This window comes from Pseudoroseicyclus sp. H15 (assembly GCF_054353345.1).
In genome coordinates, this window is the sequence record NZ_JBTHJE010000003.1 from 256,113 (window position 1) to 274,016 (window position 17,904).

The 17,904-nt window shown below is 68.2% G+C and carries 16 protein-coding genes and 1 tRNA gene; 5 read left to right on the forward strand and 12 right to left on the reverse strand.

Going from position 1 to position 17,904, the window contains the following annotated elements:
- Positions 1 to 6: 6 nt before the first annotated feature.
- Both ACXN5S_RS08665 and ACXN5S_RS08670 read right to left on the reverse strand, forming a co-directional pair.
- Entirely contained in the window at positions 7 to 1,278 is a 1,272-nt protein-coding gene (locus ACXN5S_RS08665) for a glutamate-5-semialdehyde dehydrogenase (RefSeq protein ID WP_458605021.1), read from the reverse strand.
- 40 nt (positions 1,279 to 1,318) lie between these two features.
- The gene (locus ACXN5S_RS08670) at positions 1,319 to 2,098 is read right to left on the reverse strand and encodes a pyrroline-5-carboxylate reductase family protein (RefSeq protein WP_458605022.1); all 780 of its coding nucleotides are present in this window, start codon (positions 2,096 to 2,098) and stop codon (positions 1,319 to 1,321) included.
- 286 nt (positions 2,099 to 2,384) lie between these two features.
- Here ACXN5S_RS08670 and proB point away from each other — a divergent pair, with 286 nt between their 5' ends.
- Positions 2,385 to 3,545 (forward strand): glutamate 5-kinase, encoded by a 1,161-nt coding sequence (gene proB / locus ACXN5S_RS08675; protein ID WP_458605023.1) that lies wholly within the window; start codon positions 2,385 to 2,387, stop codon positions 3,543 to 3,545.
- A 14-nt stretch (positions 3,546 to 3,559) separates the two neighbouring features.
- On the opposite strand, the gene ACXN5S_RS08680 is transcribed toward proB, so the two are convergent.
- From ACXN5S_RS08680 to ACXN5S_RS08700, 5 genes are all read right to left on the reverse strand, one after another.
- Complete coding sequence (locus ACXN5S_RS08680; RefSeq protein ID WP_458605024.1) at positions 3,560 to 4,243, reverse strand: glycosyltransferase family 2 protein; 684 nt, start codon at positions 4,241 to 4,243, stop codon at positions 3,560 to 3,562.
- Positions 4,240 to 4,812 (reverse strand): DedA family protein, encoded by a 573-nt coding sequence (locus ACXN5S_RS08685; protein WP_458605025.1) that lies wholly within the window; start codon positions 4,810 to 4,812, stop codon positions 4,240 to 4,242. The genes ACXN5S_RS08680 and ACXN5S_RS08685 overlap by 4 nt, the downstream gene beginning before the upstream one ends.
- Positions 4,812 to 5,924 carry a ceramide glucosyltransferase gene (locus tag ACXN5S_RS08690; RefSeq protein WP_458605026.1) on the reverse strand — a complete coding sequence of 371 codons (1,113 nt, stop codon included), beginning with the start codon at positions 5,922 to 5,924 and terminating at the stop codon, positions 4,812 to 4,814. The genes ACXN5S_RS08685 and ACXN5S_RS08690 overlap by 1 nt, the downstream gene beginning before the upstream one ends.
- A gap of 2 nt (positions 5,925 to 5,926) precedes the next feature.
- Positions 5,927 to 6,775 carry a UDP-2,3-diacylglucosamine diphosphatase gene (locus ACXN5S_RS08695; RefSeq protein ID WP_458605027.1) on the reverse strand — a complete coding sequence of 283 codons (849 nt, stop codon included), beginning with the start codon at positions 6,773 to 6,775 and terminating at the stop codon, positions 5,927 to 5,929.
- A gap of 200 nt (positions 6,776 to 6,975) precedes the next feature.
- A tRNA-Cys gene (locus ACXN5S_RS08700) sits at positions 6,976 to 7,049 on the reverse strand.
- Positions 7,050 to 7,198: 149 nt separating this feature from the next.
- Between ACXN5S_RS08700 and ACXN5S_RS08705 the strand changes: the two genes are divergently transcribed.
- The 3 genes from ACXN5S_RS08705 to ACXN5S_RS08715 all read left to right on the forward strand — a co-directional run bounded on the left by ACXN5S_RS08705 (position 7,199) and on the right by ACXN5S_RS08715 (position 10,462).
- A complete protein-coding gene (locus ACXN5S_RS08705; RefSeq protein ID WP_458605028.1) occupies positions 7,199 to 7,849 on the forward strand; it encodes a protein-L-isoaspartate O-methyltransferase family protein in 651 nt (216 codons plus the stop codon).
- A 48-nt stretch (positions 7,850 to 7,897) separates the two neighbouring features.
- On the forward strand, positions 7,898 to 9,265 hold the full coding sequence (locus ACXN5S_RS08710) for a TolC family outer membrane protein (protein ID WP_458605029.1): 1,368 nt from the start codon (positions 7,898 to 7,900) through the stop codon (positions 9,263 to 9,265).
- Between the two features lie 99 nt (positions 9,266 to 9,364).
- The gene (locus ACXN5S_RS08715) at positions 9,365 to 10,462 is read left to right on the forward strand and encodes a hypothetical protein (RefSeq protein WP_458605030.1); all 1,098 of its coding nucleotides are present in this window, start codon (positions 9,365 to 9,367) and stop codon (positions 10,460 to 10,462) included.
- 75 nt (positions 10,463 to 10,537) lie between these two features.
- On the opposite strand, the gene gltA is transcribed toward ACXN5S_RS08715, so the two are convergent.
- Both gltA and gltX read right to left on the reverse strand, forming a co-directional pair.
- Positions 10,538 to 11,833: a citrate synthase gene (gene gltA, locus ACXN5S_RS08720; RefSeq protein WP_458605031.1), complete on the reverse strand. Its 1,296-nt coding sequence runs from the start codon at positions 11,831 to 11,833 to the stop codon at positions 10,538 to 10,540.
- A 97-nt stretch (positions 11,834 to 11,930) separates the two neighbouring features.
- On the reverse strand, positions 11,931 to 13,334 hold the full coding sequence (gene gltX, locus ACXN5S_RS08725; RefSeq protein ID WP_458605032.1) for a glutamate--tRNA ligase: 1,404 nt from the start codon (positions 13,332 to 13,334) through the stop codon (positions 11,931 to 11,933).
- 77 nt (positions 13,335 to 13,411) lie between these two features.
- On the opposite strand from gltX, the gene ACXN5S_RS08730 reads away from it, so the two are divergent.
- The gene (locus ACXN5S_RS08730) at positions 13,412 to 15,508 is read left to right on the forward strand and encodes a ComEC/Rec2 family competence protein (RefSeq protein ID WP_458605033.1); all 2,097 of its coding nucleotides are present in this window, start codon (positions 13,412 to 13,414) and stop codon (positions 15,506 to 15,508) included.
- On the opposite strand, the gene lexA is transcribed toward ACXN5S_RS08730, so the two are convergent.
- The 3 genes from lexA to moaC form a co-directional block, all read right to left on the reverse strand.
- On the reverse strand, positions 15,502 to 16,200 hold the full coding sequence (gene lexA, locus ACXN5S_RS08735) for a transcriptional repressor LexA (protein ID WP_458605034.1): 699 nt from the start codon (positions 16,198 to 16,200) through the stop codon (positions 15,502 to 15,504). The genes ACXN5S_RS08730 and lexA overlap by 7 nt on opposite strands.
- A gap of 67 nt (positions 16,201 to 16,267) precedes the next feature.
- Entirely contained in the window at positions 16,268 to 17,440 is a 1,173-nt protein-coding gene (locus ACXN5S_RS08740; protein WP_458605035.1) for a molybdopterin molybdotransferase MoeA, read from the reverse strand.
- Positions 17,437 to 17,904 (reverse strand): cyclic pyranopterin monophosphate synthase MoaC, encoded by a 468-nt coding sequence (gene moaC / locus ACXN5S_RS08745; protein ID WP_458605036.1) that lies wholly within the window; start codon positions 17,902 to 17,904, stop codon positions 17,437 to 17,439. Before moaC ends, ACXN5S_RS08740 begins: the two co-directional genes overlap by 4 nt.

Consider the following 17,904-nt stretch of genomic DNA (forward strand, 5'->3'; position numbering starts at 1 on the left):
GATCGCTCAGGGCCGGGTCTGGCCCGAGCCGTGCACGAAGTACTTGAAGCTGGTGAGCTGCTCGGCACCGACGGGGCCGCGGGCATGCATCTTGCCCGTCGCGATGCCGATCTCTGCCCCCATGCCGAACTCGCCGCCATCGGCGAATTGGGTCGAGGCGTTGTGCATCACGATTGCCGAGTCGATGGCGCTCATGAAGGCGCGGGCGGCGGCGGCATCTTCGGCGATCACCGCATCCGTGTGGCCCGAGGAATGGGCCTGCACGAAGCGGATCGCCTCGGCCAGATCGTCGACCACTTTCAGCGACAGGCGGTTGCTGAGATATTCGGTGTCCCAGTCCTCCTCGGTCGCGGCAGTTAGTCCGGGCAGGATCGCCCGGGCGGCCTCGTCGCCGCAGAGCTCGCAATCCTCCAGCACGGCGGCGAGCTTGGGCAGCGCTTCGGCGGCGACGGCCTTGTCTAGCACCACGCATTCGGTGGCGCCGCAAACGCCGGTGCGGCGCATCTTGGCGTTGCGCACGACGTCCACCGCTTTGGCGAGATCGGCGCTGGTGTGGATGTAGGTGTGGTTGTTGCCCTCAAGGTGCAGCAGCGTCGGCACCTTGGCTTCGCGCTGGACGAGGCCGACCAGGCCGCGGCCGCCGCGCGGGATGACGAGATCGACCGTCTCGGTGCTGTTCAGCAGCAGCTTCACGGCTTCGCGGTCGGTGGTGTCGACGAGCTGCACGGCATCTTGCGGCAGGCCCGCGGCCTCAAGTCCTTCGGCCATGCAGGCGGTGATGACGCGGGTGGAATGCAGGCTTTCGGAGCCGCCGCGCAGGATGATGGCATTGCCCGATTTCAGGCAGAGCGCGCTGGCATCCGAGCCGACGTTGGGGCGCGATTCATAAATCATCGCGATCACGCCGATGGGCACGGCGACACGCTCGATCTTCAGCCCGTTCGGCCGGTCGAAGGTGGCGAGCACGCGGCCGAGCGGGTCGCTCTGGGCGGCGATGGCTTCCACCGCCTCGGCCATGCCGTCGACCCGCTCTTCGTTGAGCGTCAGCCGGTCGATGAAGGCGGCATCCTTGCCGCTGCCTTCCAGCCCGGCGAGATCCTGGGCGTTGGCCTCAAGGATTTCGGCGCGGCGGGCGCGCAGGGCCTTGGCGGCGGCGCGGAGCGCCTCGTTGCGCTGGTCGGTGCTCGCCATGGCAAGCTCGGTTGCGGCGGTGCGGGCGCGGGCGCCCAGCTCGGCCACATAGGCGGCGATATCGGTTTTGGTGTCGATGTCTTTCATGGGGTCCTCGTCTGTTTCAGGCGGGAAAATCGGGGCGCGGTTATCGAAGGGCGACCGCGCGGTCATAGGCGGCGCGCACGGTGTCGCTGAGCAGGCTGTCGAGCGTGCCGTCGCGCATCAGCTGCTCCAGCCCGGCCTGGGTGGTGCCGTTCTTGGAGGTGACCGAAAGGCGCAGGTCTTCAAGGCTCTGGCCCGACTGGCGCGCCGTCTCGACGGTGCCGGTGACGGTGTCGAGAACGAGCTGGCGGGCGGTCTCGGGCGAGAAGCCCATCGATTCCGCCGCGGCGACATAGGCGCGCAGGATTTCGAACACATAGCCCGGGCCGCTGCCGGAGATCGCGGTCAGCCGGTCGATCTCGTCTTCGCTGTCTAGCGGAACGCAGGTGCCCGTCTCCCCGATCAGCTCGGTCACAGCGCCGGCCTGGGCGGGGGTGCAGAGGTCGTTGGCATAGAGGCCAGACACACCCTGGCCGACCATGGCGGCAAGGTTGGGCATGACGCGGATGATGGCACGCTCGCCGACGATGCCGGCGATGGTGGCGACAGAGCAGCCGGCGGCGATGGAGATGAAGCAGCCACCGTCCTTCAGCGCGCCGGTGTAATCGGGCAGCACATCGGCGATCATCTGCGGCTTGATGGCGATGATGATGGCGTCGAACGAGCCGGGCTCCAGCGCGCCGGGCTCGGTGACATGGGTCACGCCGGCGGGCAGGTCACTCGCGGCCGGGTCGGCCACCGTGAAGTCATTGGCGGAATTGCCCGCCCATTGGCGCAGCATCGCGCCGCCCATCTTGCCACATCCGATCAGCAGAATCTTCATGTCGTCTCCTTGTTGCGGGGCGCCCGGCCCGGCGCTTCGGGCGCCAGGGGGCAGCCCCCTTGTCTCTTCGGGCTCGGTGCCCATGTGTCTCTGCGCAGTCACGCTGCAGTGCAGCGCCAAACTCCGCCGGCCCGCCCGGAATGGCGGGTGAGGTGGTTGCGGACCACGCGGTCAGCCATGTTATAGGGCGCATGTCTTATGTGGCCAATGTGCTACAGGTCTCAAGCCTGCAGCGCAAACCGCAACCGGAAATTGAGCAAGAACAAAACGTTAGAGGAGAGCTTCTGTGTCCGAGAAGAAGAGGATCGTCGTCAAGATCGGCTCCAGCCTGTTGGCCAACAGCGAGCGGCTGACCTTGAGATACGCCTTCATGAACGGCCTGATGAGCGATCTCGCCGAGCTTCAGGCGCAGGGGCATGACATCATCCTCACCTCCTCCGGCTCGGTCGCGCTGGGGCTCAACATGATCGGCAAACGGCCCGAAGACGCCGGCATTCTCGACAAGCAGGCCGCCGCCGCCTGCGGCCAGCCGCTGCTTATGAACGCCTACCGCCAGCTCGCCTCCGAGCACGGCATGAACGTGGCCCAGATGCTGGTGACGGTGGAAGATATGGAAGAGCGCCGGCGCTTCCTGAACATCAAGAACACCATGATGCGGCTCTTCGAGAACGACATCATGCCGATCATCAACGAGAACGACAGCATCGCGACCCGCGATCTGCGCGTGGGCGATAACGACCGGCTCTCGGCCAAGGTCGCGCAGATGGTCGAGGCCGATCACCTGATCATCCTGACCAGCGTCGAAGGGCTCTACGACCGCGACCCCTCCGAGCCCGGCGCCGTGTTCATCGAAGAGCTGAACGACGTCTCGGAGCATCTGGAGAGCACCACCTCGATCTCCGAGCTCGGCTCGGGCGGTATGCTGACGAAGATGCTCGCCGCCAACATGGCGCAGAATGCCGGCGTCGAGACGATCATCGCCGACGGCATCATCGAGCGGCCGATCTCTTCGGTGCTGAACCGCGAGCGTCGCCACACGCGCTGCCTCGTTACCGGGCGCACCGCCTCGCCGCTGCAGGTGTGGCTGTCGAACCGGCTGCAGGTGTCGGGCACGCTGGTGGTGACCGACGAGGCCATCGAGCGGGTGCGCCGAGAGAAGCGCGGCATCGCGCGGGGCGACATCATCTCGATGCAGGGCGAATTCGTGAAGGGCGACGTGCTGCACATCTACGATGACAGCGGCCGCGAATTCGCGCGCGGGCTGACGAACTTCTCTTCGGAAGAGACTATGCTGATGGCGCGCAACCTCGACATGAGCGTCGAGGACGTGATCGGCTACAAGACCAAGAGCGATGTGGTCGGGCACGAGAACCTGATGATCCTCGAAGACCGGCACCTGCCGCTCGACGCCCCGGATCAGGACGCCAAGACCGTCGTGACGAGCTAAAGCACTGGGCGCGGTCAGACCCGGCGCGCGCCGAGCGCCCGGATCTGGCCGAGCGCGCCAAAGGGACCGATGGTGCGGAAGATGTCACGCATCATGCCGGCATCGGCCCGCAGGCCCGACAGCAGCCCGTATTTCCGCGATTTGAGCGGGCTGGCCACATCGGGCCAGGCCACCACGGCGATCGAGAGTCCCGCCGACAGCCAGAGACGGTTGAGGAACACCTCCAGCCCGAAGGCCGGCAGGCGCTCGATGGCCGTCAGCTCCGGCTCCAGCAGGGCGAAGGGCATCACCCGCTCGCCCGAAATGTAATCCAGCCCGATCGCGCGCCACGGCGCAGGCGCATTGCCGCGCAGGCTGATCGATGCGCCCGCTTCGCCCGTCAGCACCGGGCTGGCCAGGCGCGACAGGTCATCGGGCGTCAGGCCGGTGAGATCGCTGTCGAGGAACATCACATATGTGCCCCGCGCCGCGCGCAGGCCGGCGGCGATGGCGCGCGCCTTGCCGCCGTTGCGGGGCTGGCGGAGGACGCGCAGATGCGGGGCGGCGAAGCTCTCGGCCAGCTCGGCGGTGCCGTCGGTCGAGCCGTCGTCGATCACGATGACCTCGCCGATTTCGGGGCAGGCCAGCGCGGCCTGCAGAACCGGGCCGATGCGGGCCGCCTCGTTATAGGCGGGCAGCAGGCAGGTGACGCCAGTCATCGGTTGCGCTTTCGATAGAAGAACCAGCTTCCCGCCGCGGCGACCAGCACCACGAGAAGCCCTAGCGAAATGCGCGCCATCCAGTCGTCGATCTGGCCATAGGCGGCGCCGAAACCGTAGCCGAGGGCCACGAAGAACAGGCTCTTCGGCACGGTGCCGAGGAAGTTGTACCAAAGGAACTGTGCCACGCTCATCCGCGCCGTGCCCGCCGCCACCAGCACGGGGAAGCCCATCGAATGGGTGAGCTTGCCGAGCAACAGCGTGCGCCCGCCTTTCTGAGCATAGTGCCCTGTCAGGCCGCGGATGCGCGCCGGGCGCAGGCCCATCTTGCGCCGCCAGCCTTGCGGCAGCTTCCCAAGGCCCCATCGGCCGATCGCATAGGCCACGAAATCGCCGATGAGATCGGCCAGGATCACCACAATGACCACCGGCCCAAGTTCCAGCCGGCCCGTGCTGGCCAGCCAGGCGGCGATGACCGTGACGATCGGCCCCTCGATCACCGCTATGGGCGCAAGAAGTGCCAGCCCGTATTTGCCGAGCAGCAACGCTATGGCGTCGAGCCCAAACATCAGCCTGCCTGCGGCGTCGATGCCGAATGGCCGCGCCAGACGAAGCCGCGCCGCACTAGGCTTGCGGCCCAAATGGCGGGGAAGAGAAAGTCGCGCGTGAGCATGGCGGCAAGGTCGCGCGGGCCGAGGGGCAGGCGGATGGCCCGGGCGAAGAGCGCCTCAGCCCCGTACCAGAGCGCGAGGTAGGCGAGGGGGAGCGCCGCCGGCATCGCGCCCATCAGCGCAAGCGCCAGCATGCTCAGCAGGCCGACGGCCGGCCCCTGCAGCAGCTCCAGCGCGAAGATGGCGGGAAAGCCCTGCCGGCGGATGATGCTCCACCTCAGCTGCCTGTCCCAGACGGCGCCGGCGGTGCGGTGGCCGACGGGCTGGGCCGAGAGGCGCCGGGGCAGGCGCACGCGCAGCCCCTGGCCGCGCACCAGCTTGGTCGAGCCGACATCCTCGGCCAGATCGCGCCCCAACGCGGCAAGGCCGCCGCCAGCCTCCAGCACGTCGCGCCGGTAGAACAGCGTCTTGCCTTGCGCGAAACCGGCGCCGAGCGCATCGCCCGCGAGCTGCCAGCGGGCCTGGCTGGTGTTGAGAAAGGCGCATTCGACGGCGCCCCAGAAGTTCTCCGCTTCCGTGCCCAGCGGCGGGCCAGAGACGAGCCCTGTTCCCGGCTTCCAGCTGTCGACGAGGCCCGAGAGGTAGTCGGGCGCCAGCATAAGATTGGCATCGGTGAAGACCAGCCAGTCGCTGGTCGCGGCGGCCAGACCCTTCTCCATATTGTTGAGCTTGGGATTGGCGCTGAGCCGGCTGCCCCCGATGAGCACGCGCGCCTTCTGGCCGGGATGGTCGTCGATCATCTGGCGCAGCGCGGGGATAGCTGGGTCGTCCTCGTCCTCCACGCAGAACAGGATCTCGTATTCCGGGTAGTCCTGGCGGAACGAGCTTTCCAGCGTCTCGCGGTCGTGCGGGTCGAGCCCCTTCACAGGGCGGATCAGCGATAGGAAAGGCCGTATCGGCGCCGGGCGGTCACGCCGCAGCAAGGGCCGGGCGGAGGCCAGCGCGGCGCTGGCCAGATGCGCGCCGAGCGGGGCGGCGGCGAGAGTGCCGAAGAGGAGCTCACCCAGCATGGCTAATGCTCCGCTGCCAGCGCGCCGGTGGGGGCCGGAGCCGAGGATGGGGCCACCTGCGGCTCGTCACGCACCCATTTCACCAGGCGCAGCGCGCCGTCATGGCTTTCGGTGAGCGCGGTGAAGCTGTCGATCCAGTCGCCGCAATTGGCGAAGATCGTGCCTTCGACATCCAGCAGCATCGGCTTGTGCGAATGGCCGCAGATCACGCCATCGGCCTTGCCGGCGCGGGCCATGGCCAGCAGGCGGTTCTCGTAGCGCCCGGCCATCACGAAGAAACCGCTGACGAAGGAGATGCTGCGCTGGATCGGCGTGCGCCGGTCAGGCTCTCGTGTGAAGAATTTCTGGCCGAGCCAATCGTCGAACCGGCGCAGGGCCGCGTCGGTGCGGCTCCCGATCCGGGTGAGCCCCTGCCAGCGCATCAGCCGCGAGTCGCATTGGTCGCCATGCAGCACCAGAAAGCGCCGGCCATCGGCGCTCTCATGATAGACCGCATCGCATATCTCCCACCCGGCCTTGCGCGCCCAGTGAGGGATCACTGTGGGCAGGCGGCGCAGCGGCGCATCGTGGTTGCCGACGAGATAGGTGATCCGCGTGCCCTCGGCCGCGCGGCGGCCCAGCTCGGCGATCAGCGCCTCGGCGGCCTCGCGGGCATGCACTGGGCCGCCGTGCCAGACATCGAGGATATCGCCGACGAGATAGATCTGCTCGGCGTCATGCTCGCAGAGGAACTCCAGAACCTCCTGCGGGCGAGAGGCGCGGGCGCCGAGATGCAGATCGGAGAGAAACAGCGTTCGGACACGCGCTCGCGGGACGGGGCGGGGTAGGCTGGAGGACACGGGCTCACTCATCTTGCTGCGTCGCTCAGGGGCGGTGCTGGACCACCACCAAATCGTGATTGAAGTGGCAGTGGCCCCGCCGCCTCGCTAGCCGCGCCATGACACGTTTCTGTGAACCTTCGCCCACGGGGCACAATTTATCGCGCCGAAACGTGGCGTTAAGCGCCCCGGCGCGGGCACCGGGGTGTCATTTCGGAGGGATGGAGGATGCTTGGAGGCGAGTACCGGAATCGAACCGGTCTAGACGGATTTGCAATCCGCTGCATAACCTACCTGCCCACTCGCCTGAGCGCCGCTCTGATAGCTCAGGGCCCCGGGGCATGCAAGGCGGGGGCGCAAGGTCGCAGAGGGCCAGGGCAGGGCGATCTGTCGTTGAAGGTGGCGGGGAGCTATGGCATCACCAACCGCAACGGACCCTTGCAAGCAGAGTGAGCCATGGCCGATTTCGCCCGCCGCCGCACGATGATGGTCGATACCCAGGTCCGGCCCTCGGATGTGACCAAATATCCCATCATCGCAGCTATGCTGCATGTGCCGCGCGAACGCTTCGTGCCGAAGGCGCTGCGCGAGGCGGCCTATGCCGGTGAGAACCTCGTGCTGGCGCCGGGTCGCGCGCTGCTGGCGCCGCGCACCTTTGCCAAGATGATCGACGCGCTGGAGCTTGAGGGCGACGATGTCGTGCTCGATGTCGGCTGCCTGCAGGGCTATTCCACGGCCGTTCTGGCGCGCATCGCCGAATTCGTCGTGGCCGTCGAGGCCGGCGAGATGGCCGACGATGCCGAGCAGGCGCTGAGCGCCGAAGAGATCGACAATGCCGCCGTCATGGCCGGCCCGCTGGCCGAAGGCGCCGCCAAGAGCGGCCCCTATGATGCCATGCTGATCGAGGGCGCCATCGAGACGATGCCGCAGGCGCTTGCCGATCAGGTGAAAGAGCTGGGCCGCGTCGCCGCGCTTTTCTCCGACGGAACCAATTGCACCGCGCGTTGCGGCACCAAGATCGACGGCGTCATCCATTGGCGCGACCTGTTCCACGCCGGCGCGCCGGTGCTGCCCGGCTTCGAAGCGGAGCGGGCATTCGCATTCTGAAGGGCCGGGCCATAGCGCCGGCCGACACGCTGAGGGGGTAGCGGGCAGATGGGCATGAAGACATGGATGGCGCGGGCCGCCACCGCGATCCTGCTGGTCGCGCCACTCGCCGGTACGGCGCAAGCGGAATCCCTGGCAGATGCGATGGCCTACGGCTACGAGCATTCGGGCCTTCTGGAACAGAACCGCGCCCTGCTGCGCGCCGCCGATGAAGATGTCGCGCAGGCCAATGCCGCGCTGATGCCGGTGGTGAACTGGTCGGCCAATGCTTCGACCACGTTCCAGTCGATCCCGGGGCAGGATCTCGTCAACGCCACGCTGCAGCTCTCCAGCCAGCTGACGCTTTACGATGGCGGCGCCGGCGCGCTGGCTGTCGAGGCGCAGAAGGAGAACGTGCTGGCCACCCGGGCCTCGCTGGTGAGTGTCGAGCAGCAAATCCTGATGCGCATCGTGCAGGCCTATTTCAACCTGCGCCGGGCGCAGGAATTCGTCACGCTGCGCCAGAACAACGTCAACCTCATCACCCGTGAGCTGCGTGCCTCGGAGGACCGGTTCGAAGTCGGCGAGATCACCCGCACCGATGTCTCGCTTGCCGAAGCGCGGCTGGCCGCGGCCCGCTCGCAATATGCGGCCGAGCAGGGCACGCTGGTGCGCGCCGTCTACGAATTCCAGGTGGCCGTGGGCCGTGAGCCGGGCAACCTGACCTGGGCGAGCCCGGCGCCGATTACCCGCAGCCTGGCCGAGGCAAAGGCCTGGGCGCTGCGCCATCACCCCAGCATCGTGCAGGCCCAGCACGCGGTTGCTGCCGCCGAGCTTGGCATCGAGCGGGCCGAGGCGGCGCTGCGGCCGAACCTCAACCTCTCGGCTGGTGTGGGCGTCAATCAGGACAATGTCGTCGGGCGCAGCATGTCGCTGTCGCTGAGCGGCCCGATCTACCAGGGTGGCCGGCTCTCCAGCCAGATCCGCCAGTTCATGTCGCGCCGCGATGCCTCGCGCGCCCAGCTTCTGGTGACGGCGCAGAACGTCGAGCAGAACGTCGGCAACGCCTGGGCGAACCTTGAAGTGGCCCGCGCCGGCCGCGATGCCTTCCAGCGCCAGGTCGATGCCTCGACGGTGGCCTTCAACGGGGTGCGCGAGGAGGCCGATCTCGGCTCGCGCACCACGCTCGACGTTCTGAACGCCGAGCAGGAGCTGCTGGATGCCCGCACCAACCTGATCTCTGCCCAGGTGGATGAGGCCATCGCCTCGTACAACGTCCTGGCTTCGATGGGCCTGCTGACCGCGCAGGAGCTGGGGCTGCACGTGCAGATCTACGACCCCACGGCCTATTACAACCTGGTGCAGGATTCGCCGACGCGGAGCTCCGAGCAGGGCCAGGCGCTCGACCGGGTGCTGCAGGCCATCGGCCAGAATTGAGCCCGAGGCAGGGCGGGGCCTTTCCCTAAATGGCGCCGCACTTAGCGGTTTGCTTGGTAAGGATTGCCGATTAGACTCGGCCCAAAAAGGGCAGAGCACATGTCGGACGCAGCAAAGAACGCAGACATCGAGGACGTTCTCGCCTCGATCCGTAGGCTGGTTTCAGAAGGCGAGCGCAGTCAGGCTTCTCAGGCACAGCAGGGGGCAGCGCGGCGCGCGCCCGGTCGCCTGATCTTGACGCCGGCGCAGCGCATCCAGCCCGCCCTCGACCCGGCTGACGTGCTGCCGGAAGAAAGCGCCGCCGAGGCGGTGGACGAGGACGGCGAGGCCGAAGACTGGCCGGTGCCGCCGGCGCCCGGGTTTGAGGCGCGCGATGCCCAGACGGCAGAGGGCGCAGCCGATGAGGAATGGTCGCTGGATCTGCCGGGCGATGAGGCGCCCGAGCCGCAGCCCGAGCCCCGCGCAGAAGCCCCCGCCATGACAGCCCGCCGCGCCGCCGATTGGGGCGCGCCCACACCTGCCGCCGAGGCAGGCGACGAGGATGACGGCCCCCGCATCGGGCCCGAGCTGGACGATGAAGACGAAGACGTGCCGAGCGGCACCCGTCTTCCACCGCCGGCTGGCCGCGAAGATCGCCGCGCCGAGATCGCTGCCCAGGTGGCCAGCCTCGAGGCCGCCATCGCCCGCCGCCGCACGCAGAGCAGCGGTGAGGAGAAGCAGGAGGTTGCGCTCGCCCCGGCGACGGAAGAGCGGCGCAGCCCGCTCCGCCTGATCCACGACAGTCCCCGCGCGGATGACGACACGCAGATGTGGCCGGGGGAGGAAGACGAGCCCTCCACCCCCGCGCAAAGCGAGCTGCCACCCGTCGTGCCGCCAAGTGATGGGCCAGACCCGGCCGCCGCCGCCTGGGCGCGCGCCCTTGCCGAGGTGCAATCGGAAGACGCGCCGACCGACGACATGCTCGCCTGCGCTGCTTTGGAAGAGACAGCCGATGCTGCGCAGGACAGCGTGGAAGCGGCGCTGGACCAGGCGCTGAGCGCCGGTGCCATCGACCCGGTCGTGCTGCGCCGCATGGTGACAGAGATCATCCGTGATGAGCTGCAGGGCGCGCTCGGTGAGCGGATCACCCGCAACGTGCGCAAGCTGGTGCGCCGCGAGATCTACCGCGCGCTCAGCTCGGACGAGATCATCCGCTAGGGCCTCGCCCCTGGCGCCAACGAAAAAGAGCGGGGCAGGGCCCCGCTCTTTTCATGTCTGGCTGTCGGCGCCGCCTCAGCGGTGCTCGATATCCACGTAATCGCGCTGCGTCTCGCCAAGGTAGAGCTGGCGGGGGCGGCCGATTTTCAGCTGCGGATCGGCGAGCTGCTCTTTCCACTGGCTGATCCAGCCGACCGTGCGGGCGAGCGCGAAGATCGGCGTGAACATCGAGGTGGGGAAGCCCATCGCCTCGAGGATGATGCCCGAGTAGAAATCGACGTTGGGGAAGAGCTTCTTCTCGGTGAAGTACGGATCGGCAAGGGCCTGCTTTTCCAGCTCCTTGGCGACCTGCAGCACCGGGTTGTCCTCGACACCCAGCAGCTCCAGCACCTCATCGGCGCTTTCCTTCATCACCGTCGCGCGCGGGTCGAAGTTCTTGTAGACCCGGTGGCCGAAGCCCATCAGGCGGAAGGGATCGTTCTTGTCCTTCGCTCGGGCGATGAACTCGGGGATGCGGTCGACCGTGCCGATTTCGCGCAGCATCTCCAGGCAGGCCTGGTTGGCGCCGCCGTGGGCGGGGCCCCAGAGACAGGCGATGCCGGCGGCGATGCAGGCGAACGGGTTGGCGCCCGAGGACGAGGCCAGCCGCACCGTGGAGGTGGAGGCGTTCTGCTCGTGATCGGCGTGGAGCGTGAAGATACGATCCATCGCGCGCGCCAGCACCGGCGAGACGTCGTAGCGCTCGGCGGGGACGGAGAAGCACATGTGCAGGAAGTTCGCCGCGTAATCGAGATCGTTGCGCGGGTACACGAAGGGCTGGCCGATGGAGTACTTGTAGGCCATCGCCGCGATCGTCGGCATCTTGGCGATCAGCCGGATCGAGGCGACCTCGCGCTGGTGCGGATCGGAGATGTCCGTCGAGTCGTGGTAGAAGGCGGCCATGGCGCCGACGACGCCGACCATGATGGCCATGGGGTGCGCATCACGGCGGAAGCCGCGGAAGAAATACTGCATCTGCTCGTGCAGCATCGTGTGGCTGGTCACCAGCTGCTCGAAATCTTCCAGCTGCTTGGCGCTCGGCAGCTCGCCGTAGAGCAGCAGGTAGCAGACTTCGAGGTAATGCGACTGACCGGCCAGTTGGTCGATGGGGTAGCCGCGGTGCAGCAGCACACCGGCCTCGCCGTCGATATAGGTGATGGTGCTGTCGCAGGCAGCGGTCGACGTGAAACCCGGATCGTAGGTAAAGACGCCGGCCTGCCCGTAGAGCTTGCGGATGTCGATCACGTCCGGCCCCGCAGTCGGCGAATGGATCGGCAGCTCGTAGCTGTCGTCGCCAATCTGCAGGGTCGCATTCTTGGTCGAATCAGGCATGGTTATCCCCTTATCTTAAAGCCGGCGCCCGAGCGGGGCTGGCCTCAAACCAACCTTCGTTCGCCCCCAAGATAGTGACGGGGAGCAAAGGTTTCCTTCACGTGGCCTGATCGGCAATGCGCGCGAGCGTCTCGTCGCGGCCGAGGACCAGCATCATGTCAAACACACTCGGGCTGATGGCGCGGCCGGCAAGGGTGGCGCGAAGGGGGGCGGCAAGCTTGCCCAGCCCCAGCCCGTGCGCGTCTGCCGCAGCCTTCACCACCTCTTCGAGATCGCTGCGGGACCAGCTAGCATCTCGCAGCTGCGGCGTCAATTCTGCCAGTATACCACGGGATACCGGATCGAGCGCCTTCTGGGCTTTCTCGTCGAGGTCAAGCGGGCGTGTGGCCAGAGAAAAGTGTGATTTCTCAATGATTTGGCTGAGAGTCTTCGCCCCCTGCCGCGCCGCGGGCACGGCCTGCTCCAGCGCGTTCCATTGTGCCGGGGTCAGCGCGGGTGCGCCGCTTGCCGCCAGGTAGCCTTCCAGCTCTTGCAGCACTGCAGCATCGCTGGCGAGGGCCAGATGCTGGCCGCACAGGTTCTCCAGCTTCTTGGTATCGAACCGCGCCGGCGCCTTGCCGATGCCGTCGAGGTTGAACCACTCGCGGGCCTGCTCGTCGGTGAAGAACTCGTCGTCCCCATGGCTCCAGCCGAGGCGGGTGAGGTAGTTGCGCATCCCCGCCGCCGGATAGCCCATGGCCTGGTACTCGGCGGCGCCCGTGGCGCCGTGCCGCTTGGAGAGCTTCTTGCCGTCGGGCCCGAAGATCAGCGGGATATGCGCCATCACCGGCACCGGCCAGCCCATGGCATCGTAGATCAGCTTCTGGCGGAAGGCATTGGTCAGGTGATCGTCGCCGCGAATGATATGGGTCACGCCCATGTCGAAATCGTCCACCACCACGGCCAGCATGTAGACAGGGCTGCCGTCAGAGCGCAGCAGCACCATATCGTCGAGCTCGCTGGCCTTCAGCGTGACGCGGCCCTGCACCTGATCGTCGATCACCGTCTCGCCCTCGCGCGGGGCCTTGATGCGCACGGCATAGGGGGCGTCGGGGTAGGTAGAGGGGTCAGCGTCGCGCCAGGGCGACTGGAACAGCGTCGAGCGGCCTTCGGCACGGGCTTTCTCGCGAAAGGCCTCGATCTCATCCTGGGTCGAGAAGCACTTGTAGGCCTTGCCGGCGGCCAGCAGATCTTCGGCAACCTCGGCATGGCGCGCGGCGCGGGAGGCCTGGCTGATCGGCGCGCCGTCCCAATCGATCCCCAGCCAGGTGAGGCCGTCGAGAATGGCTTGCGTGTTCTCGGGTGTCGAGCGGGCCTTGTCGGTATCCTCGATGCGCAGCAGGAACTTGCCGCCGCGGCCCCGGGCAAAGAGCCAGTTGAACAGCGCCGTGCGCGCGCCGCCGATATGCAGCGCGCCAGTCGGCGAAGGAGCGAAGCGGGTGACGACCTCCGGTTGGGTCATAGGGACTTAACCTTTCGTTCACCATGTCAGCAGAGGGTCAGCAGGAGGGGGATAGTGGCTCGGGGGTCAAAGGACAAGTGCGCCGCCGGTTCAACATCCCCGCCCCGCTTCTGCACCAGCGCGGCCATCTGCTCACCTGGGTGCCGGTCTGCCTGGCGCTCGGCATCGGGCTTTATCTGTCCGCCCCGGCGGAGCCTTCGGGCCTCGGCTGGGGGCTGATCGGCTTCGCCGGCCTGTCCGCTGCGCTGGCCGCGCGGGGCATGGGGCCGGGCTGGGCGCCGCTGGCTCTTGGACTGGCGCTTGTGGCGCTCGGCGCGGGCCTCGCCGGCGCCCGGGTGCGCGCAGTCGAGGCGCCGGTGCTGGGCTTCCGCTACTATGGCCCGGTGGAGGGGCGGGTGCGCGCCGTCGACATCTCCGCCAGCGAGGCGCCGCGCCTGCTGCTCGACCGGGTGGTGCTGGAGGATATGTCGCCCGCCCGCACCCCAGAGCGTGTGCGCATCTCGCTCTTCGGGCCGATGGCGTACCTCTCACCCAGCCCGGGCGACGTGGTGATCGCCACCGCGCATCTGTCGCCCCCCTCCGGCCCTGCCGAGCCGGGCGACTTCGACTTTCGCCGCCACGCCTGGTTCCAGCGGCTGGGCGCGCTCGGCTACACACGCGCCCCGGTTCTGCTGCTGGAGCCGGCCGAACCCGGCGCGGTGCCTCTGGGCCGTGCGCGGCGGGCGCTCTCGCTCTGGATGCGCGGCGAGATCGCGGGCGATGCGGGCGGCTTCGCGGCGGCCGTGACGACGGGCGACCGCTCGGGGCTGAGCCCCGACGGGGCCGAGGCGCTGCGGGGCGCCAGCCTCTACCACCTCGTCGCCATCTCGGGGATGCACATGGGCCTGCTCACCGGTTTCGTCTTCGCCGGCGTCCGCGGCGGGCTGGCGCTGATCCCGCCGCTGGCGCTGCGCGTCTCCACCAAGAAGCTGGCAGCGCTCGTCGCGCTGCCCGCCGCCGCGGCCTATTTGGCGCTCGCGGGGCGGGCTGTGCCGACAGAGCGCGCGTCCATCATGGCGGCCGTCGCGCTGACGGCGGTGCTGCTCGACAGGCGCGCCATCTCGATGCGCGCCGTGGCCGTGGCGGCGACGCTGGTGCTGGTGCTGCGGCCCGAAAGCCTTGTGAACGCGGGCTTTCAGATGTCCTTCGCCGCCGTGGTGGCGCTGGTGGCGATCTTTGGCGCCGTCTCGCCCTGGCCTTTGGCGCGGCGCGGGAGGCATTGGCGCTGGGCGATGCCGGCGATCCTGCTGGCGATGTCATCCCTGGTGGCGGGGTTGGCCACGGCCCCCATCGCCGCAGCGCATTTCAACCGCGTGGCGCTCTACGGGCTGGCGGCGAACCTGCTGGCCGTGCCCGCGATGGGCCTGCTGGTGATGCCCGGCGCGGTGATCACCGCGCTGCTGGCGCCGCTGGGGCTGGAGGCGCCGGGCCTGGCCATGATGGAGGCCGGCTCTCGCTGGATCCTCACGGTGGCGGAGCGCATCTCCTCCGCCGACGGCGCCGTCGGGGCCGTGGTTTCGCCACCACCCTTGGTACTGCCACTGGTGGCGTTGGGCGGGCTGATCCTGGCGCTTTGGCAGGGCAGGGGCCGCTGGGCAGGGCTGGCGCCCGCGGCGCTGGCTTTGGTGCTCTGGCAGGGCGCGGCGCGGCCGGAGCTGCTGGTCTCTGAGAGCGGCGGCTTGCTGGGACTGCTCACCCCCGAGGGCCGGGCGATGAGCCGGGAGCGGACCGACAGCTACGCCGCCGGCATATGGCTGGAGAACGACGGCTCGCTCGCCTCGCAGGAGGAGATGGCGGGAGGGGGGGCGCTGGCAGAGGTGGAGGGCCGGGTGGCACTTAGCCTAGCCGGCACGCCGATCCTTCAGGTCCGCGGCAGCCGGGCGCTGGCTTCGCTTGAGGGCTGCGGCGGGGCGGAGGTGCTGGTGCTGAACGTCGAGGACGAGGCGACCCGGCCCTGCGACGTCTACGACGTCACGCGCCTGCGCCGCACCGGCGCGCTCGCCTTCCGCTTGGACGACAGCGCGCTCGTCATCGAAACGGCCGCTGACCATGCAGGCTCGCGCCCATGGACAGCCCAGGGCCCGCGGCCAGAGGCGGCGCCGGCCTGTCGCTACGCCTCATTGCTACGTCAGTAAGAGCGGATAAGCCCTACGAGGCGGCCCTGCACACGCACCTGGTCACCGCGATAGATGCGCGTCTCATAGGCCGGGTTCGCCGCTTCCAGCGCCACCATGCCGCCCTTACGGCGCAGGCGCTTGAGCGTGGCTTCCTCCTCCTCGACCAGCGCGACAACGATGTCGCCGTCATCGGCCGATTGCGTCTCGTGAATGACCACGATGTCGCCATCGTTGATACCGGCGCCGACCATTGAGTCGCCTCGAACTTCCAGCGCGAAATGATCGCCCTGGCCGAGCATCGATTGCGGCACAGCCACCTGGTGCGAGACCTCGCTGATGGCCGAGATCGGCACACCGGCGGCGATGCGGCCCATCACCGGCAGTTCCATCGCGGCAATCGTCGCCGCGGCGGGCACCGATTTGGGCGTCGGGCGCGGGCTGGTGCGGCGGGGCAGGTCGACGACCTTCTTCTCGGCCCGCAGCTTCTCTTCAAGAGCGTCGGGGAGCTTCACGATTTCCAGCGCGCGGGCGCGGTGGGCAAGGCGGCGGATGAAGCCGCGCTCTTCCAAAGCGGTGATCAGGCGGTGAATTCCGGATTTGGAGCGCAGGTCGAGCGCTTCCTTCATCTCGTCAAACGAGGGCGGGACCCCGTCACGCTGGACCCGTTTGTGAATGAACTCCAGCAAGTCCAACTGCTTACGCGTCAGCATCCTGTGGCCCTTCGCCGTTTGGTTTGGCGAATGTTCTATATGTGTTCCTGTTTTGTGTCAACCGCTTCTACAGCGGTACGACCTCGATCTCGCGCCCGGCGGGGCGCGCCGGGTCGTTCGGCGGCTGCACGATCAGGCAATCTGCGTTGGACAGGATCGAGAGGAGCGAGGAATCCTGCTTGGGAAAGGCCGTCACGCCATCCGGCCCCGTCTGTGCGCGCAGGTAATGCTCACGCGGGCCATTGGCGGCGAGCGGGGCGGCGAGGCGGGCCGTGCGGCGCGGGGCCGGGGCGGCGGGCAGGCCGAGCATCGCTCTGATCACGGGCGCCATGAAGATACTGCCGCAGACGAGGGCCGAGACGGGATTTCCCGGCAATCCCAGCAGCATGGCATCGCCCATGCGCCCCGCCATAAGCGGCTTTCCGGGCCGCATGGCGACCTTCCAGAAGCTCCGCTCCAGCCCCGCGCCGACCGCGGCATCGGCCACCAGATCATGATCGCCGACAGAGGCGCCGCCGACCGTGATCACAAGGTCGGCGCCCTCGGCAAGGCGGAAGGCCAGGGCGAGAGACTCCAGATTGTCGCGCGCGATGGGCAGCAGGCGCGGGGCCGCGCCAAGCGCCTGAAGTTGCGCGTAAAGACCGTAGGTGTTCGAGGCGATGATCTGGTCGGGCCCGGGGTCTTCTCCCGGCGCCACCAGCTCGTCGCCCGTCGCGATGATCGCGACCTCCGGCCGGCGCGCGACGGGCAGTGTGGCGTGGTTCATCGCCGCGGCGAGGGCGATATCGGCGGGGGACAGGCGGCGCGGGGCGGAGAGCTCGTCGCCGGGGCCGAAATCCGCGCCGGCGGGGCGGATGTTGACGCTCTGGCCCGCCTCGGGGCTGAGTGTGATCACATCGCCCTCGCGGGTCACATCCTCCTGCAGGATCACTAAGTCGGCGCCCTCGGGCACCGGGGCACCGGTGAAGATGCGCAGAGCCTCGCCGGGCCCGATACGGCCGGTAAATCCATGCCCAGCCGCACTCTCACCTACAACATTCAACCTTGCACCGGCGGCGACATCCGCCTTGGCAACGGCATAGCCATCCATGGCGGAGGCGGAGAACGGCGGCTGGAGGCGGCGGGCGGCGATGGGGTGGGCAAGCACGCGGCCTGCGGCCTCGGTGAGCGGCACCTCTTCACTGCCCAAGGGGGTGACCAGCGCGAAGAGCTGCTCCAGCGCTTCAGCGACGCTAATCACGCCTCATACACCCCCGATTTGCCACCGGATTTGTAGGCAAGCCGGATCTCTCCGATCTCCATGCCTTTCTCGGCGGCCTTCAGCATATCGTAGAGCGTCAGCGCCGCGACCGAGACGGCTGTCAGCGCCTCCATCTCCACGCCCGTGCGCCCTGTTGTACGCACGACAGCCTTCAGCCGCAGGCCTGGCAGCGCGTCATCGGGCTCGATGGCGAGCGAGACGTGGGAGAGTGGGAGCGGGTGGCAGAGCGGGATGAGGTCAGACGTGCGCTTGGCGGCCATGATGCCGGCTAGGCGCGCGGTGCCGATCACATCGCCCTTCTTGGCCGTGCCGGAGCGTGCCAATTCAAGGGTTTGCGGGGTCATCTTGATGTGCCCAACGGCCCGGGCCTCACGCGTGGTGACGTCTTTCTCCGAGACATCGACCATATGCGCTTCGCCCTTCTGGTCGAAATGGCTCAGCAT

Bases quoted from the DNA above. Each gene is read 5' to 3' on its own strand.
- ACXN5S_RS08665 (WP_458605021.1), bottom strand. From the start codon at position 1,278: ATGAAAGACATCGACACCAAAACCGATATCGCCGCCTATGTGGCCGAG.
- ACXN5S_RS08705 (WP_458605028.1), top strand. From the start codon at position 7,199: ATGGCCGATTTCGCCCGCCGCCGCACGATGATGGTCGATACCCAGGTC.
- ACXN5S_RS08680 (WP_458605024.1), bottom strand. From the start codon at position 4,243: ATGACTGGCGTCACCTGCCTGCTGCCCGCCTATAACGAGGCGGCCCGC.
- gltX (WP_458605032.1), bottom strand. From the start codon at position 13,334: ATGACCCAACCGGAGGTCGTCACCCGCTTCGCTCCTTCGCCGACTGGC.
- ACXN5S_RS08685 (WP_458605025.1), bottom strand. From the start codon at position 4,812: ATGTTTGGGCTCGACGCCATAGCGTTGCTGCTCGGCAAATACGGGCTG.
- lexA (WP_458605034.1), bottom strand. From the start codon at position 16,200: ATGCTGACGCGTAAGCAGTTGGACTTGCTGGAGTTCATTCACAAACGG.
- moaC (WP_458605036.1), bottom strand. From the start codon at position 17,904: ATGCTGAGCCATTTCGACCAGAAGGGCGAAGCGCATATGGTCGATGTC.
- ACXN5S_RS08695 (WP_458605027.1), bottom strand. From the start codon at position 6,775: ATGAGTGAGCCCGTGTCCTCCAGCCTACCCCGCCCCGTCCCGCGAGCG.
- ACXN5S_RS08710 (WP_458605029.1), top strand. From the start codon at position 7,898: ATGGGCATGAAGACATGGATGGCGCGGGCCGCCACCGCGATCCTGCTG.
- ACXN5S_RS08715 (WP_458605030.1), top strand. From the start codon at position 9,365: ATGTCGGACGCAGCAAAGAACGCAGACATCGAGGACGTTCTCGCCTCG.
- gltA (WP_458605031.1), bottom strand. From the start codon at position 11,833: ATGCCTGATTCGACCAAGAATGCGACCCTGCAGATTGGCGACGACAGC.
- ACXN5S_RS08670 (WP_458605022.1), bottom strand. From the start codon at position 2,098: ATGAAGATTCTGCTGATCGGATGTGGCAAGATGGGCGGCGCGATGCTG.
- ACXN5S_RS08690 (WP_458605026.1), bottom strand. From the start codon at position 5,924: ATGCTGGGTGAGCTCCTCTTCGGCACTCTCGCCGCCGCCCCGCTCGGC.